The following is a 14,098-nucleotide window of genomic DNA, read 5'->3' on the forward strand; positions in this document are numbered from 1 at the left end:
TCGCCCCGCCCGTCTCCGCCAAAACCTTCGTGATCGCCGCCGTCAGCGACGTCTTGCCGTGGTCGACGTGACCGATCGTGCCGATGTTGCAGTGCGGCTTGGTGCGGGAGAACTTTTCCTTGCCCATGATTCCCATTCCTGCGGCGGGGACCACGCTGTTCCCCGGATCCTGGTCGGCCGCCCCGAACGCGGAAGCGGGGCGAAAAACGCGGTCCGCTTAGAGGGTCGGCCGCCCGCGATCAAGGTGCGGCAGCCGGGACGGCCCCGGCGCGACGCGTCCTGTCAAGCACCGGACGGCCACGCTAGACTGCATGGATATTGATCCTCGGCGATTCCGGTGGACACTTTCGAGACACAGTGTGGCTTGCAGGGCATAGCGGAGCCGACGCGGCCGAGCTTAAGTGGGGACAACCACTGGTCACTCCGGGTCTCGCAAACATGATGAAGAAGCTCCTCCTCGCCAGCGCCGCGACGGCCCTGGTCTCGACGGCCGCCGTCGCCGCCGACCTGCCGCGCCGCGCTGCGCCGCCGCCGGTCTTCACCCCGGTGCCGGTCTTCAGCTGGACGGGCTTCTACGCGGGTCTCGAGTCGGCCTACACCTTCACCGACCGCGAGCGCATCACCACGGTCGGCGTCCTGCCGGGCAATGCCACCAACGTGGCGCTGGGCCGCCGTCCGTTCCTGACCTCGACCTCGCAGGACGGCATCGCCAACATCGGCGGCACCGCCGGCTACAACTACCAGTTCACGCCGGGCTCCGGCTTCGTGGTCGGTGTCGCCAACAGCATCGACTGGACGGACATCACCAAGAACCGGGTCGTCCTCGGCACCGGCAACGTCGCCGGCGGCCCGCCGAACCTCAGCCAGTTCCGCCAGAGCGTCGATTGGCTCGGCACGCTCACGGGCCGCGTCGGCTACGCGTTCGACCGGGTCATGGTCTACGGCATGGGCGGTCTCGCCTACGGCAACGTGTTCCACGATGCGAACTTCTACACCCCGGGCGGCGCCCTGCAGTTCGCCGGCCGCTACGACGACTTCAAGACCGGCTTCGCCTATGGCGGCGGCATCGAGTTCGCGATCCCGACCGACAGCTTCCTGAACACCTTCGCGATCGGCCGGTATCTCGGCATCAAGTACGACGCCGTGACCATCAAGGCCGAGTACGTGCACTACGATCTCGGCAACCAGAACGTGCTCGTCGCCGCCATCCCGGGCGTCGGCACCGGCTCGTACATCTCGCGCTTCCGGACCGAGGGCAGCATCGTCCGCGCCGGCTTCAACTACAAGTTCGGCGGCTTCTAGGACTGACCGGCAGAGGCAGCCCGGGGGTTCATCCTCCGGGCTGACTGCCCAGGGCGCGTGCCGTGATCGGCGCGCGCCCTTTTCGTTTTGGCGTGCCGATCGCGCCTCGGCAGGCCCCCTCGGCAGCCCCCTCGGCCCGTCCTCCCGCCCCCGGGCGGAAGCCTAGCAGGCGCGCAGATGCGCGGTGAGCCGGGCCGCCGCGTCCTCCGGCGTTCCGGTGTTGAGGATGGTCAGGTCGGCCCGGACCCTGGCCTCCCGGGCGAGGCGCGCGGCGAGGTCGCCGTCCTCCGGCCGGCCCCGGGCGGCGATGCGGCGCGCCAGGATCTTCGGCGGTGCCGTCACCTCGACCACGCTGACCGGCAGGCCGCGTTCCCGGGCCTCCTCGACGATCCGGCGGGACACGTTGCAGACGACCACATGCCCGCCGGCGACGCGATCGGCGGCCTGCGCCGGAATCGCGTAGCCGAGCCCGTGGGCACGCCACTGCAGGGTGAAGGCGCCGGCCGCGCAGCCGCGGTCGAAGGCGGCCGGGTCGATCTCGTCGTTGTCCTCGTCGCCGGAGGGCGGCCGGGTGACCAGGCGACGGGGAAAGACGTAGCGCGGATCGCCCGCGAGCGCCGCCCGGGCCAGCCTTATCAGCGTGTCCTTGCCGGCCCCGCTCGGGCCGACCACCAGAACCAGGCAGCCCGCCATCAGGCGACCCGCGAGCCGGCGCGCCAGACCTCCCGGACCACCGGTACCCCTTCGGCGCGCTGGACCCGCACGAGGTCGGCCCGCAGGCCCGGCTGCAGGGCGCCGCGATCGATGAGGCCGGTGGCGCGGGCGGGATTGGCCGTGACGGTGGCCAGCGCCTGCGGCAGCGTGATCGCGGGCGCCTGCTCGGGCAGCAGGAAGGCCGCCATCAGCAGGCTCGCCGGCACGTAATCCGACGACAGGATGTCAAGATGGCCGGCCTCGGCCAGCGCCAGGGCGGCGACGTTGCCGGAATGCGAGCCGCCGCGGATCAGGTTCGGCGCGCCCATCATCACGGTGATCCCGCGCCCGTGGGCGGCCTCGGCGGCCTCCAGCGTGGTCGGGAACTCGGCCAGCGCCACCCCGGCCTCGGCGGCGAGCTCGACATCGGCCAGGGTGGTGTCGTCGTGGCTCGCCAGGGGGATGCCCATCTCCTGCGCGAACTGGACCAGGGCCGGACGGTTGCGGCCGTTCAGCGCCTGCCCGTCCCGGATCTTGCGCTCGGTGTTGAGCTGGATCTCCTCCAGGGTGCGGCCGCCCCGCGTGGCGTAGGTGTAGTACTTCTCCATGTCGCGGAACTGGCGCTGGCCCGGCGTGTGGTCCATCAGCGAGATCAGCCCGATCGGGTAGTGCGCGTTGAACTCCGCCACCGTGTCGAGCACGTCCGCCGAGGGCAATTCGCAGCGCAGATGCGTGAAGTGCTCCGCCCGGAACAGGTTGCCGGCGCGCGCGGTCTCGATCGCCCCGGCGAGTTGCTTCAGCTCGGAGCCGAGGCCGCTGCCGTCGGGATCGCTGCCGGCGCGCAGGGAATCGAACACCGTGGTGATACCCGAGGCGGTGATCTGCGCGTCGTAGGCCAGAACCGCGCCGAGGGGATGCCAGCGGACCTTGGGCCGGGGCGCGAAATGGCTCTCGAGATGGTCGGTGTGCAGCTCGATCAGCCCGGGGATCAGGTGGTCGCCGCCGAGGTCGAGGCCGCGCTCGGGCGCGCGCCCAGTGCCGATCTCCGCGATGAGGCCATCGGTCACGGCGAGCCAGCCGTGCTCGACCCGGTCCGGCAGGACCAGGATCGCGTTCTCGAGGATCAGGTCACTCATCGGAACTCCTCAGGCTGCACGGGCTTGCGCGAAGCGCGTCACGTCGACGATTCGGGTCGCCACGGCGTCGCGCATCTCGCCGTCGTGGAAGATGCCGAGCACGCCGGCCCCGGCGGCCAGCTTCTCGCGGACGAGCTCGGCCACCACGGCGCGGTTGCTGGCGTCGAGCGACGCGGTGGGCTCGTCGAGCAGGAGCAGCGGCCGGTCGGCAATCAGCCCCCGGGCGATGTTCACCCGCTGCTGCTCGCCTCCCGAGAAGGTCGCGGGCGGCAGGCTCCAGAGCCGCTCGGGCAGGTTGAGCCGGGCCAGCAGATTTTTTGCCCGCGCGCGGGCCTCATCCTCGGACAACCCGCCCTCGCGGCCGGCGGCCTCGACCACGTCGAGGGCCGAGACCCGGGGGATCACACGTAGGAACTGCGACACGTAGGCGATGACCCGGGCCCGCAGGGACAGCATGACCCGCGGGTCGGCCCGGGCGACATCGATCACGGTCTCGCCGTCGCGGACCAGGATGGCGCCGGCATCGCAGCGGTAATTGCCGTAGGCCATCTTGAGGAGCGAGGACTTGCCCGCTCCCGAGGGGCCGCCGAGCACCACGCATTCGCCCGGCGACACAGAGAGGCTGACGCCGCCCACCACGGGCAGCACGACGCCGCCGCGCAGGTGCAGGGTGAAGCTCTTGGCGACATCCTGGAAGGTCAGAAGCGCGGTCATGCGGCGAGCACCGAGGAGACGAGGAGCTGGGTGTAGGCGTGCTCGGGGTCGTCGAGCACCCGGTCGGTCAGGCCGGTCTCGATCACCCGGCCGGCGCGCATGACCATGATCCGGTGCGAGAGGAGGCGGGCCACCGCGAGGTCGTGGGTGACGATGATCACCGCCAGCCCGAGCGCGGCCGCGAGGCGCCGGATCAGGTCGAGCAGGCGGGCCTGGACCGAGACGTCGAGCCCGGAGGTCGGCTCGTCCATCAGCACGAGGCGCGGGCTGGTGACGAGGTTGCGGGCGATCTGCAGGCGCTGGCGCATGCCGCCGGAGAAGCGCGTGGGCGGATCGTCGATCCGGTCGGCGGCGATCTCGACCCGGCCGAGCCAGTCGAGCGCCGTCCCGCGGATGCGGCCGTAATGGCGTTCGCCGAGCCCCATCAGCCGCTCGCCGACATTGCCGCCGGCCGAGACCGCCATGCGCAGGCCCTGGGCCGCGTCCTGGCGCACGAAGCCCCAGTCGGTGCGCATCAACGCCCGGCGCTCGGCCTCGCTCAGGCCGGCGAGGTCCCGCAGCACGCCGTCGCGCATCCGGTAGGAGACCGTCCCGGCATCCGGGGCGAGCTCGGTGGCGACGAGGGAAAGCAGCGTCGACTTGCCCGAGCCGGACTCGCCCACGATCGCCAGCACTTCGCCGGGATCGATGTCGAACGACACGTCGGCGCAGCCGAGGCGGGCGCCGTAGCGCTTGGTCAGGCCGCGGACCTGAAGCAGGGGCGCGCTCATCGGGTCACCTCTGCGGCGTCTGGCACGAAGGGCGGATCGAGACGGAAGCTGTAGCCGTAGCGCTCGAAGCCGAGGCTCTCGTAGAAGGCGTGCGCCGGCTTGGCGTCGACATTCGAGGACAGGGCGAGCTTGTAGCAGCCCCGGGCCTGGGCGATGCGGAACGCCTCGCGCATCATCGCCCGGCCGAGACCGCCGCCGCGATGCCCGGAGGCGACCACGACGCTCTCGACGAGGGCCGACGGCATGCCCCAATGGGCGATGTTGTCGAGGATGACGAGACAGAAGGTGCCGACGATCGCGCCGTCGACCTCGGCCGCGTAGACCCCGTAATCCGGGTAGGCCGTGACGATCCGGTCGAGGAGCGCCTCGGCCCGATCGCGGGTCGCCACCCGCCCGCCGTTCAGCTCGGCGTAGAGGAGAAGGATCGCGGGGAGATCTGGCTTTTCGGCCCGGCGGACCGTGAGGCCGGTCATACCGCGTCTCCCGTGCCGACATGGCCGTCCGCGCGGCGCCCCTCGCAATGGTCGGTGTCCGAGCAGACGAACATCCGCCGGCCGGCATCGTCGAGCAGCATCTCGTCGAGATAGACGCCCTCGGCGCCGCACAGGGCGCAGGGCTGGTCGAACTGCTGCACCCGGAACGGATGGTCCTCGAAGTCGAGGCTGCGCACGGAGGTGTAGGGCGGCACCGCGTAGATGCGCCGCTCGCGCCCGGCCCCGAACAGCTGAAGGGCCGGGCTCTGGTCCATCTTGGGGTTGTCGAATTTCGGCGTCGGCGACGGGTCCATCACGTAGCGGCCCGCGACCTCCACCGGGTAGGCATAGGTGGTGGCGATATGCCCGTGGCGGCTGATGTCCTCGTAGAGCTTGACGTGCATGGCCCCGTACTCGGCGAGCGCATGGAGCTGGCGCGTCTCGGTCTCGCGCGGTTCGAGGAAGCGCAGGGGCTCGGGAATCGGCACCTGGTAGACGAGGGTCTGGCCCTCCCGCAGCGGCGTCTCCGGGATGCGGTGGCGGGTCTGGATGATCGTCGCCTCGGTGGTCCGGGTGGTTGTGGCGATTCCGGAGGTGCGGGCGAAGAAGCGCCGGATCGAGACCGCGTTGGTGGTGTCGTCGGCGCCCTGGTCGATCACCTTGAGCACGTCGGCCCGGCCCAGGATCGCGGCGGTCACCTGCACGCCGCCGGTGCCCCAGCCGTAGGGCATCGGCATCTCCCGGGAGGCGAACGGCACCTGGTAGCCCGGCACCGCGATCGCCTTGAGGATGGCCCGGCGGATCATCCGCTTGGTGCCCTCGTCCAGATAGGCGAAGTTGTAGCCAGCTTCGGAAGAACTCTCCTCCCCCTTGCGGGGAGGAGCCGGAGGTGGGGGCGGTGCCGGAAGAGGCTGAGCGGTGCCTTCTGCACCACCCCCACCCCTGACCCCTCCCCGCAAGGGGGAGGGGGAAGACTCCGTCTGCGGAAGCATACCCATCGCGCTCACTCGGCCGCCTCCTGCATGCTGTCTGAGTCCCGGAAAAACTCCGCGCGCAGGCGCCGGACCAGCTCCAGCTCCGCCTGGAAGTCGACGTAGTGGGGCAGCTTCAGGTGCTCGACGAAGCCGGTCGCCTGGAGGCTGTCGCAATGGGCGAGCACGAATTCCTGGTCCTGGGCCGGGCTCGTCACCGGCTCGCCGAGCTCTTCCGCCCGGAGCGCCCGGTCGACCAGGGACATCGCCATCGCCTTGCGCTCGCTCTGCCCGAACGTGAGCCCGTAGCCCCGGGTGAATTGCGGCGGGGCCGCGCCCGAGCCCTTGAACTGGGTGACCATCTGGCACTCGGTGAGCCGGATCCGGCCCAGCGGCACCGCGAAGCCCAGCTCCTCGGGCACGAATTCCACCGCCACGTCGCCGACCCGGATCTCACCCACGAACGGGTGGGTGCGGCCGTAGCCGCGCTGGGTCGAGTAGCCGAGGCCGAGGACGAAGCCCTCATCGCCCCGGGCCAGGGCCTGGAGGCGCAGAGCCCGGTCGGCCGGGTAATCCACCGGCTCCCGGGTGAGGTCGCCCGCGGGGGCCCCGTCATCCGGGGGCGAGGGCTCGATCAGGCCATCCTGGGTCAGCAGATCGGTGACCCGCGGGCAGGTGTCGGCATCGTCGCGGGGCTCGGCTTCGGCGGCGGGCTCGACCGTGCCCTCGGCGGCCAGGGCGAAATCGATCAGCCGGTGGGTGTAGTCGAAGGTCGGGCCGAGCACCTGGCCGCCCGGCAGATCCTTGAAGGTCGCCGAAATCCGGCGTGCCACCGCCATGGCGCCGGTATCGACCGGGGTCGAGGCACCGAACCGGGGCAGCGTCGTCCGGTAGGCGCGGACCAGGAAGACCGCCTCGACCACGTCGCCGCGGGCCTGCTTGAGGGCCAGCGCCGCGAGATCGGGATCGTAGAGCGAGCCCTCGGCCATCACCCGGTCGACCAGCAGCGCCATCTGCGCGCGGATCTGCGCGACGGTGAGCTCCGGCACGGCCGGGTCGCCCCGGCGGGCCTCGGCCAGCAGCCGGTGGGCATTGTCGATGGCGGCCTCGCCGCCCTTCACGGCCACATACATCGGTCAGCTTTCCGTGACGGCGGTGGAGCGCGGCAGGCCGGCGACGCGCCCGGGCGCGGTGAGGATCACGTCGACCCCGAGCGGGAAGCCCGCGCGGTTCTCGGCGAGCTGCGCGACGAACCCTTCCGGCAGGGGCGTGAGCGCGATCCGCGTCGGACCTTTGATGCCGGGGCCGGCGAGGTGCAGCCTCTCCCCGTTCGCGATCATGTCGAGGGCGAGCACCAGGGTGGTCGAACTGTCGGGATAGGCCGGGGTGCCTTGCGCGAACCGGGCGAGCGGCGGGCAGCGCGCCGGATCGCGGATGAACGCGAAGGCCGCCCGGGCCGGATCGTCGGTGAGCGGCGCCCCGGTGTGGAAGCGCAGATAGGCGGCGACCTCGGGTGAATCCGCGAGGCCGGCATCGAGCCAGACCGGCGTGTCCGCATCGGTGAGCGCCAGCGCGAGGGCGGCGAGTTCCGGGGTCAGGGGCGCCGGGGGTTTCAGCCCGGCGTCGAGAGGTTGGAGCAGGCCGGGGCGGGCGAGCGCATCCATCACGGCGCGGAACGTGCCCTGCGCGCCGTGGACGGGATCGGCGAAGCCGGGTGCGAGCATGGTCAATCCTCCCCGCGGGCGACGGTCAGAAACTCGACCCGGGTGGCGGCGGTGCGCCGTGCCGCCTGCCGACGATCGGCGTCGGCCCGCCGGGCTGCGGGTTCCAGCGCCGCCTCGACCCGGGCGCGCCGAGCCGGATCCTGCCAGAGCGCGTCGAGGGTCGCGGCGAGCCGCGCCTTCGTGCGGTCGCGGCCGAGATGGTAGGCGAAGCCGCTGGCCCCGTCGGGCAGCCGGATCGCCGCCCGCGTCACGCTGACCTCACCGAGGTTGAACGGCCGCCCGTCGCCGCCGATCCGGCCCGTGGCCATCACCAGCCCGGTCTCCGGCGGACGCAGATCCTCGACGGCAGGCGGTGCGAGGGCCTTCACCGCGGCGTCTAGGTCGTCGCGGTTGGCGTCGGCGCACAGCGCCATCACGGCCTGCCGTGCCGCGATCTCCTCGGGATCCGGTTGAAGTGGGCGCGTCGCCATCGCGAATCCCTCTGTCGAGTTGTTGTCTAGTCGTGTAGACAACTAGCGTGCCGGGCGCAAATGAAGTTTGGATGACAGCATGGATGCACAGGAACAGGCGCCCAGCCTCGTCCGGGGCGAGGGACTGACGGCATGGCGGCAGATCGCCGACGCGCTGACGGCCGACATCGCCGGCGGGCGCTACGTGCCGGGCCAGCAGATGCCGACCGAGGCGGCTTTGGCCGCGCGCTTCGCGGTCAACCGGCACACGGTCCGGCGCGCGCTCGCCGCCCTGGCGGAGGGCGGCCTGGTGCGCGCCAGCCAGGGGCGCGGCACCTTCGTGGAGGAGGCGCCGCTCGCCTACCCGATCGGCCCGCGCACCCGCTTCTCCGAGATCGTCACCGGGGCGGGGCGCGAGGCCTGGGGCGACCTCCTCGCCTCCGCCACCGTCCCGGCCGGCCCCAAGCAGGCGGCGGCGCTGGCGATCGAGCCGGGCGCGCCGATCGTCGAACTGCTGACGACCCACCGGGCGGACGATGCCCCGATCTCGACCGCGCAGACCTGGCTGCCCCTGCCACGCTTCTCCGGCTTCGCCGCGGCCTATGCCGAGCGCGGCTCGATCACCCGGGCGTTCGCGGCCTGCGGGGTCCACGACTACACCCGGCTCTCGACGCGGATCCGCGCCCGGCCGGCCGACGCCCAGGAGGCGGAACGCCTCGACATCGCCCCCGGGCGGGTCGTCATGGTGGTGTCGAGCGTCAACATCGACTCCGCGGGTCTGCCGATCCAGGCGAACCGCACCCTGTTCGCCGCCGACCGGGTCGAGCTGGTGATCGGCGGCTAGAGCGCGCGCAGCCGAATCGGATCGAGGACTTGGCGTCGCTCAGCGCGCCGCCGGACCGATGATCGCCCGGCGCAGGCGGGTCGAGACCCAGTCGATCGCCGCCACGGTGGCGAGGATCATCAGCACCAGGAACGCGACCTGCTTCAGCTCCAGCACGCGGATCAGCTCGGTCAGGTACTGGCCGATGCCGCCCGCCCCGACGATGCCGATGATCGTGGCCGAGCGGGTGTTCGATTCGAAGAAGTACAACACCTGGCTCGCCAGCACCGGCAGCACCCCGGGGATCAGCCCGAACCGGATGCGGTGCAGGGCCGAGCCACCCGAGGCGACGACGCCCTCGCCGGGTTTTCGGTCGCAGGTCTCGATCGCCTCCGAGAACAGCTTGCCGAACGCCCCGAAATCCGAGCACGCGATGGCGAGCATGCCCGCGAAGGGGCCGAGGCCGACGACGTTGATCCAGATCAGCGCCCAGATCAGCACGTCCACGGAGCGCATCACGTCGAGCCCCCGGCGCACGGCGAAATGCGCGAACGGGTTGGGCACGACGTTGCGGGCGGCGAGCAGCGCCACCGGGAAGGCAAGGATCGCCGCCGTCAGGGTCCCCAGGAAAGCGATGCCCAGGGTTTCGCCCAGGGCGTGCAGGAAGGTCCAGAACTGACCCTCCGGCGACGGCGGCAGCATCAGCACCGCGAAGGTGCCGAGTCGTCCGAGGCCGTTGAAGATTCGCGCGGGCGACATCTCGAACTGCCAGGCTCCGAAGCCGGCCAGCCCGATCACGGCGCAGACGATCACCACCACGCGCAGCCGTGCGGCCCGGTCCGTCCGGAACTGCGCCGGATAGCGGGCGCGCAGGCGCGCGAGATCGGCCCGGGCCTCGGCCCGCAGGGTCTCGGAGCGGGCGGCGCTCATCGGGCTTCCTCGCTGCCGGTCAGCCGGTGCCGGACCTGCTCGGTGGCGAGGTCGATGCAGATGACGGTGAGGATGATCAGCCCGAGGATCGCGCTGACATCCGCGTAGTAGAAGTTGCGGATCGCAGCCAGGAATTCCTGGCCGATGCCGCCCGCGCCGACGAAGCCCAGCACCGCCGCCCCCCGGACGTTGATCTCGAAGCGCAGCAGCGCATAGGAGGCGAAGTTCGACAGGACCTGCGGGAGGACCGCGAAGCGCACGGTCTCGATCCAGCTGGCGCCCGAAGCCGAGAGGCCCTCGACCGGGCGCATGTCGATGTTCTCGACCACCTCGGAGAACAGCTTGCCGAGCGCCCCCGTCGTGTGGACCGCCAGGGCCAGCACGCCGACCATCGGGCCGAGGCCGAAGGCGATCACGAACAGCAATGCGAAGACCACGTCCGGAATCGTGCGGCACACTTCCAGGAAGCGCTTGGCCACGAACCGCACCACGGGCGACCGCACCAGGTTGGCGGCGGCCACGAAGCTGAGGGTGAAGCCCGCGAGGCCGCCGAGCAGGGTGCCGAGATAGGCGATCAGCACGGTCTCGCCGAGCAGGGCGAGCCATTTGGGCAGGCCCCAGTACCAGGCGCGCACGTCCTCCAGCGGATGTTCGAGGCCGACCGGCGGCCAGATTTGCGCGAGATAGGCGGTGAATTTGCCGATATTCTCCGCAAAGACCAGCGGGCGCACCTCGGCGGCGAGCCCGGCGAGCAGCGCCAGCACCGCGACGACCGCGAAGCTCGCGAGCGTGCGGCCCGGCGCGGCGCCGCTTGCCGCCGCGTACAGGCCGGAGAGGGCGGCTTCCCGCTCCGGCGGCAGGGGTGTCAGGCCGCGCAAGGCAGGCGTCCGATCAAGATTGCGATCAGGATTTCTTGCGCTGCTCGTCGTTGGCCTTCAGCATGTCGATGATCGGCTGGTAATCCTTGAGCGTCACCGGGGTGAGGCTGAGATCCTTGCCGTCGGATAGCTTGTCGAATGCCGCCTTGTCGGCCTTCGGCACGTCGAGGAAGGCCTGGCGGATCTTGGCCTTCAGGTCGTCCGGCAGGCTCGCCAGCACGGCGTAGGGGCCTTCCGGCAGGAAGTCGGACTTGAACACCACCCGGAAGTCCGACTTCTGCATCGGCGTGCCGTCGGGCTTCTTCAGCATGCCCTTCGTGATCATGCGGGTCACGATCGAGTCGGTCTCGGAGTTCCACAGGTTGGCGGCGGCGTCGACGGTGCCCTGGGTCAGGGCCAGGACGGCATTCTCGTGGCTGCCGGCAAACACCGCCTTGGCGAAATGCTTGTCCACGTCGAAGCCGGCCCGCTTCAGGAAGAAGCGCGGGGCCTGGTTGCCGGAGGTGGAGTTCGGATCGACCAAGGCGAGGTTCTTGCCCTTGAGGTCCTCGATCGTCTTGTACGGGCTGGAGGCCAGCGTGTAGATCACCGAGTAATAGCCCGAGGCGCCGGTCTCGTGCTGCGGGTTCACCATCGGATCGACCTTCACGCCGGTCATCACGGCCCGGGCGAAGGAAGCCGGCCCGTAGAACGCGATCTGGATGTTGCCGGCCCGCTGGCCCTCGATCACCGCGGCGTAGTCGCTGGCGACCCGCAGCTTCACCGGCACGCCGATCGTCCTGGTCAGGTAATCCGCCAGGGGGGCATAGCGGTCGTTGGTGCCGCTGGCGTTCTCCATCGGGATGACCGCCAGGGTCAGCTCGGGATACTTTGCCTTCCAGTCCTGGGCGGTGGCCGGCAGGCCGAACAGGGTGAACGCCGCAGCGGCGGCGGCAAGGGTGCGTCGGGTGATCATCGTGTGGTCCTCAAAGTGGTCTCGGGCGCGGAATCGGCCGGCCGCGCATTCGGCGCATCCGATCCGGTCAGGCGTTTCCGTCCGTTGTTGTTGGGAGCCTCAAGCACAGCGCACCGGTGACCGGCGCCAATGGCTCAGGCGCCGATGGCAGCCTCGCGGATGGGCTGAGCCGGGACGAGGCCGGGCAGCCCTGGCATGGCGGCCCGCTGCTCCGCCTCGCGCGCCGCGGAATCGTCGAGCACCTCACCGGCCTCCAGACCGTAGAGGCGGCGGGCCACGTCCTCGGTAAGGTCGAACGGGCCGCCCTCGAACACCACCCGGCCGGCGGCGTGCCCGACGAGGCGGTCGCAATAGGCGCGGGCGAGGTCCAGGGAGTGCAGGTTGCACAGCACGGTGATGCCGTAGCGCCGGTTCACGGCGGCCAGGGCATCCATCACCAGGCGGGTGTTGCGCGGGTCCAGTGAGGCCACCGGCTCGTCGGCCAGCAGGATCTCGGGCTCCTGCACGAGCGCCCGGGCGATGGCGACGCGCTGCTGCTGGCCACCCGACAGGCCATCGGCCCGCTGGCCGGCGAACTCGCCCATATCGAAGCTTTCCAGGGCGGCGAGCGCCATGGCCCGGTCCTCGTCCGACCACATCCGGAGCAGGGCGCGGTGGGTCGGCACGTGGCTGAGGCGGCCCATCAGCACGTTGGTCATCACGTCGAGGCGGCCGACCAGGTTGAACTGCTGGAAGATCATGGCGCAGCGGGTGCGCCATTCCCGCAGGGGCCGGCCCGTCAGGCCGGTGACATCGCGCCCGTCATAGAGGATGCGTCCGGAACTCGGGTCGGCCAGGCGGTTGATCAGACGCAACAAGGTCGATTTGCCGGCTCCAGACCGACCGATGACGCCGACGAAGCTGCCCCGCTCGATCTTCAGTGAAACGCCGTCGACGGCACGGCGGCCGCTGTATTGACGCGTCAGGTCTTCGACGACGAGCATAAATATCGGTCCGCTGCGGAATGGGCGCAGCTAAACGCCTCTTCGGCGACAATTGGATGACGAATACAATTCCTTTTATTTAGTCGGCGCACAAATCTGGTGTCGTGGCGCCTGGACAACCGGCCGGGCGACAGTGTCTTCCGTCACGACGATCCGAGAGAGCTTGCGCAGCCAAACGCTGCATCTGTGTCGGGGCCGTCCACGGAGCCCCGCAGGGACCTCGCGCCCGCGTCCCCTCAGGCGGCGTCCGGTACCGACGCAACCCCGTGGATTTCACCCCAAGTCTTGAGCGCCATGATCACGGGCCCGAGCGTCCGGCCGCGGGCGGTCAGGCTGTACTCAACCTTGGGCGGGACCTGAGGATAGATTGTCCGATCGACGAGCCCGTCCGCCTCCAAATCCCGGAGCTGGTTGGTGAGCATCCGCTGCGTGCAGTTTTGCAAGATCCGTCGCAACGCACCGAAGCGCATCGGACCCGCCAGCAAATGAAAGAGGATCACGCCCTTCCATTTTCCGTCGATCAACTGAAGTGTCGCTTCGACCGGGCAGCCGGGCCCGCAATCCAGACGCGAATGACGAGTGCGCGCCATAGTGGTATCCTTATCGACACTATCTGCTGTACATGTGCGTTCTTGCGCAGGACGGCACGATACCTATCCTGTCTGTCATTCAGCAAGTCGAACAACAGGACGCGTCCCGCGTGCTGTCAGGCTTCCGCTGCGGAAGCCATCGACGGCAAGACTGGAGATGACGATGGACAGCGGCGCACTGAGAATCGTGCAGGACTGGTACCGGACCGGAAATCCCGATCTGTTGTCGCCGGACATCGAATGGCGGGTGCTGGAGAGCTTTCCTGCGGGCGGGATCTATCGTGGGCGGGACGACGTCATCGGTCGCTTCTTTCCATCCGTGAAGGCGCATTTCAGCGCCTACGAAACACATCCGAAGACCTTCATGGCCGACGGCGAAACCGTCATCACGACCGGCCACTATCGCATTTCCAGCCCGTCCGGCGTTCCTGGCGAAGCGGATTTCGCGCATGTTTGGACGGTCCGCGACGCAGCCCTCGTGGCATTCCGGCAGATCGCGGACACCGCCGCGATCAATGCGCGCTCAGGAGGATGCTGATGTCGGAGCGTCCTGATCTTGGGCGTGGCTCGCATCGAACCCCTGGATGATCGGCTCCCGATCGCTCCGGAAGATGCACGGATGGGAACGATCAGCCGAAGACCGAGACGGGTTTTCAAAGTCCGCTGCCGCTCGTGCGTTCCGCCTCGAGGACAGACCGTGCGTCGCC

The 14,098-nt window shown here is 70.1% G+C and carries 17 protein-coding genes and 1 pseudogene; 3 read left to right on the top strand and 15 right to left on the bottom strand.

Annotated elements, in window-relative coordinates:
• Positions 1 to 127: GTP-binding protein (locus AO398_RS27410; RefSeq protein ID WP_244498717.1), on the bottom strand; the 127-nt coding region annotated here is incomplete at its 3' end.
• Positions 128 to 438: 311 nt separating this feature from the next.
• On the opposite strand from AO398_RS27410, the gene AO398_RS09585 reads away from it, so the two are divergent.
• A complete protein-coding gene (locus AO398_RS09585; protein ID WP_058191835.1) occupies positions 439 to 1,302 on the top strand; it encodes a porin family protein in 864 nt (287 codons plus the stop codon).
• Between the two features lie 162 nt (positions 1,303 to 1,464).
• Here AO398_RS09585 and phnN read toward each other — a convergent pair whose 3' ends face one another.
• The 9 genes and pseudogenes from phnN to phnG form a co-directional block, all read right to left on the bottom strand.
• The gene (phnN, locus tag AO398_RS09590; RefSeq protein ID WP_058191836.1) at positions 1,465 to 1,995 is read right to left on the bottom strand and encodes a phosphonate metabolism protein/1,5-bisphosphokinase (PRPP-forming) PhnN; all 531 of its coding nucleotides are present in this window, start codon (positions 1,993 to 1,995) and stop codon (positions 1,465 to 1,467) included.
• A complete protein-coding gene (locus tag AO398_RS09595) occupies positions 1,995 to 3,131 on the bottom strand; it encodes an alpha-D-ribose 1-methylphosphonate 5-triphosphate diphosphatase (RefSeq protein WP_058191837.1) in 1,137 nt (378 codons plus the stop codon). Before AO398_RS09595 ends, phnN begins: the two co-directional genes overlap by 1 nt.
• Before the next feature lie 9 nt (positions 3,132 to 3,140).
• Positions 3,141 to 3,845: a phosphonate C-P lyase system protein PhnL gene (gene phnL, locus AO398_RS09600; protein ID WP_058191838.1), complete on the bottom strand. Its 705-nt coding sequence runs from the start codon at positions 3,843 to 3,845 to the stop codon at positions 3,141 to 3,143.
• Positions 3,842 to 4,615, bottom strand: a complete 774-nt coding sequence (gene phnK, locus AO398_RS09605) for a phosphonate C-P lyase system protein PhnK (RefSeq protein ID WP_058191839.1) — start codon at positions 4,613 to 4,615, stop codon at positions 3,842 to 3,844. The genes phnL and phnK overlap by 4 nt, the downstream gene beginning before the upstream one ends.
• Positions 4,612 to 5,088, bottom strand: coding sequence for a GNAT family N-acetyltransferase (locus AO398_RS09610; protein WP_058191840.1), 477 nt, complete (start codon positions 5,086 to 5,088; stop codon positions 4,612 to 4,614). Before AO398_RS09610 ends, phnK begins: the two co-directional genes overlap by 4 nt.
• Positions 5,085 to 5,930: pseudogene (locus tag AO398_RS09615) on the bottom strand (alpha-D-ribose 1-methylphosphonate 5-phosphate C-P-lyase PhnJ); the annotation flags it as partial. The gene AO398_RS09610 and the pseudogene AO398_RS09615, both read right to left, overlap by 4 nt.
• A 161-nt stretch (positions 5,931 to 6,091) precedes the next feature.
• Positions 6,092 to 7,192 (bottom strand): carbon-phosphorus lyase complex subunit PhnI, encoded by a 1,101-nt coding sequence (locus AO398_RS09620; protein WP_058191842.1) that lies wholly within the window; start codon positions 7,190 to 7,192, stop codon positions 6,092 to 6,094.
• 3 nt (positions 7,193 to 7,195) lie between these two features.
• Positions 7,196 to 7,783 (bottom strand): phosphonate C-P lyase system protein PhnH, encoded by a 588-nt coding sequence (phnH, locus tag AO398_RS09625; RefSeq protein WP_058191843.1) that lies wholly within the window; start codon positions 7,781 to 7,783, stop codon positions 7,196 to 7,198.
• Positions 7,784 to 7,785: 2 nt separating this feature from the next.
• On the bottom strand, positions 7,786 to 8,253 hold the full coding sequence (gene phnG / locus AO398_RS09630; RefSeq protein ID WP_082643219.1) for a phosphonate C-P lyase system protein PhnG: 468 nt from the start codon (positions 8,251 to 8,253) through the stop codon (positions 7,786 to 7,788).
• 79 nt (positions 8,254 to 8,332) lie between these two features.
• On the opposite strand from phnG, the gene phnF reads away from it, so the two are divergent.
• The gene (gene phnF, locus AO398_RS09635; protein ID WP_058191844.1) at positions 8,333 to 9,076 is read left to right on the top strand and encodes a phosphonate metabolism transcriptional regulator PhnF; all 744 of its coding nucleotides are present in this window, start codon (positions 8,333 to 8,335) and stop codon (positions 9,074 to 9,076) included.
• Between the two features lie 39 nt (positions 9,077 to 9,115).
• Here phnF and phnE (AO398_RS09640) read toward each other — a convergent pair whose 3' ends face one another.
• The 5 genes from phnE (AO398_RS09640) to AO398_RS09660 all read right to left on the bottom strand — a co-directional run bounded on the left by phnE (AO398_RS09640) (position 9,116) and on the right by AO398_RS09660 (position 13,391).
• Positions 9,116 to 9,985 carry a phosphonate ABC transporter, permease protein PhnE gene (gene phnE / locus AO398_RS09640; RefSeq protein WP_058191845.1) on the bottom strand — a complete coding sequence of 290 codons (870 nt, stop codon included), beginning with the start codon at positions 9,983 to 9,985 and terminating at the stop codon, positions 9,116 to 9,118.
• On the bottom strand, positions 9,982 to 10,863 hold the full coding sequence (gene phnE / locus AO398_RS09645) for a phosphonate ABC transporter, permease protein PhnE (protein ID WP_058191846.1): 882 nt from the start codon (positions 10,861 to 10,863) through the stop codon (positions 9,982 to 9,984). Before phnE (AO398_RS09645) ends, phnE (AO398_RS09640) begins: the two co-directional genes overlap by 4 nt.
• Positions 10,864 to 10,888: 25 nt before the next feature.
• Positions 10,889 to 11,818 carry a phosphonate ABC transporter substrate-binding protein gene (gene phnD / locus AO398_RS09650; protein ID WP_058191847.1) on the bottom strand — a complete coding sequence of 310 codons (930 nt, stop codon included), beginning with the start codon at positions 11,816 to 11,818 and terminating at the stop codon, positions 10,889 to 10,891.
• Positions 11,819 to 11,952: 134 nt separating this feature from the next.
• A complete protein-coding gene (phnC, locus tag AO398_RS09655; protein ID WP_058191848.1) occupies positions 11,953 to 12,801 on the bottom strand; it encodes a phosphonate ABC transporter ATP-binding protein in 849 nt (282 codons plus the stop codon).
• 236 nt (positions 12,802 to 13,037) lie between these two features.
• Positions 13,038 to 13,391, bottom strand: a complete 354-nt coding sequence (locus AO398_RS09660) for a helix-turn-helix domain-containing protein (protein ID WP_058191849.1) — start codon at positions 13,389 to 13,391, stop codon at positions 13,038 to 13,040.
• A 163-nt stretch (positions 13,392 to 13,554) separates the two neighbouring features.
• Here AO398_RS09660 and AO398_RS09665 point away from each other — a divergent pair, with 163 nt between their 5' ends.
• On the top strand, positions 13,555 to 13,929 hold the full coding sequence (locus AO398_RS09665; protein WP_160329323.1) for a nuclear transport factor 2 family protein: 375 nt from the start codon (positions 13,555 to 13,557) through the stop codon (positions 13,927 to 13,929).
• The last annotated feature ends 169 nt before the right edge of the window (positions 13,930 to 14,098 follow it).

The sequence above is a fragment of the Methylobacterium sp. GXS13 genome, assembly GCF_001455965.1.
Taxonomy (GTDB): Bacteria; Pseudomonadota; Alphaproteobacteria; order Rhizobiales; family Beijerinckiaceae; genus Methylobacterium.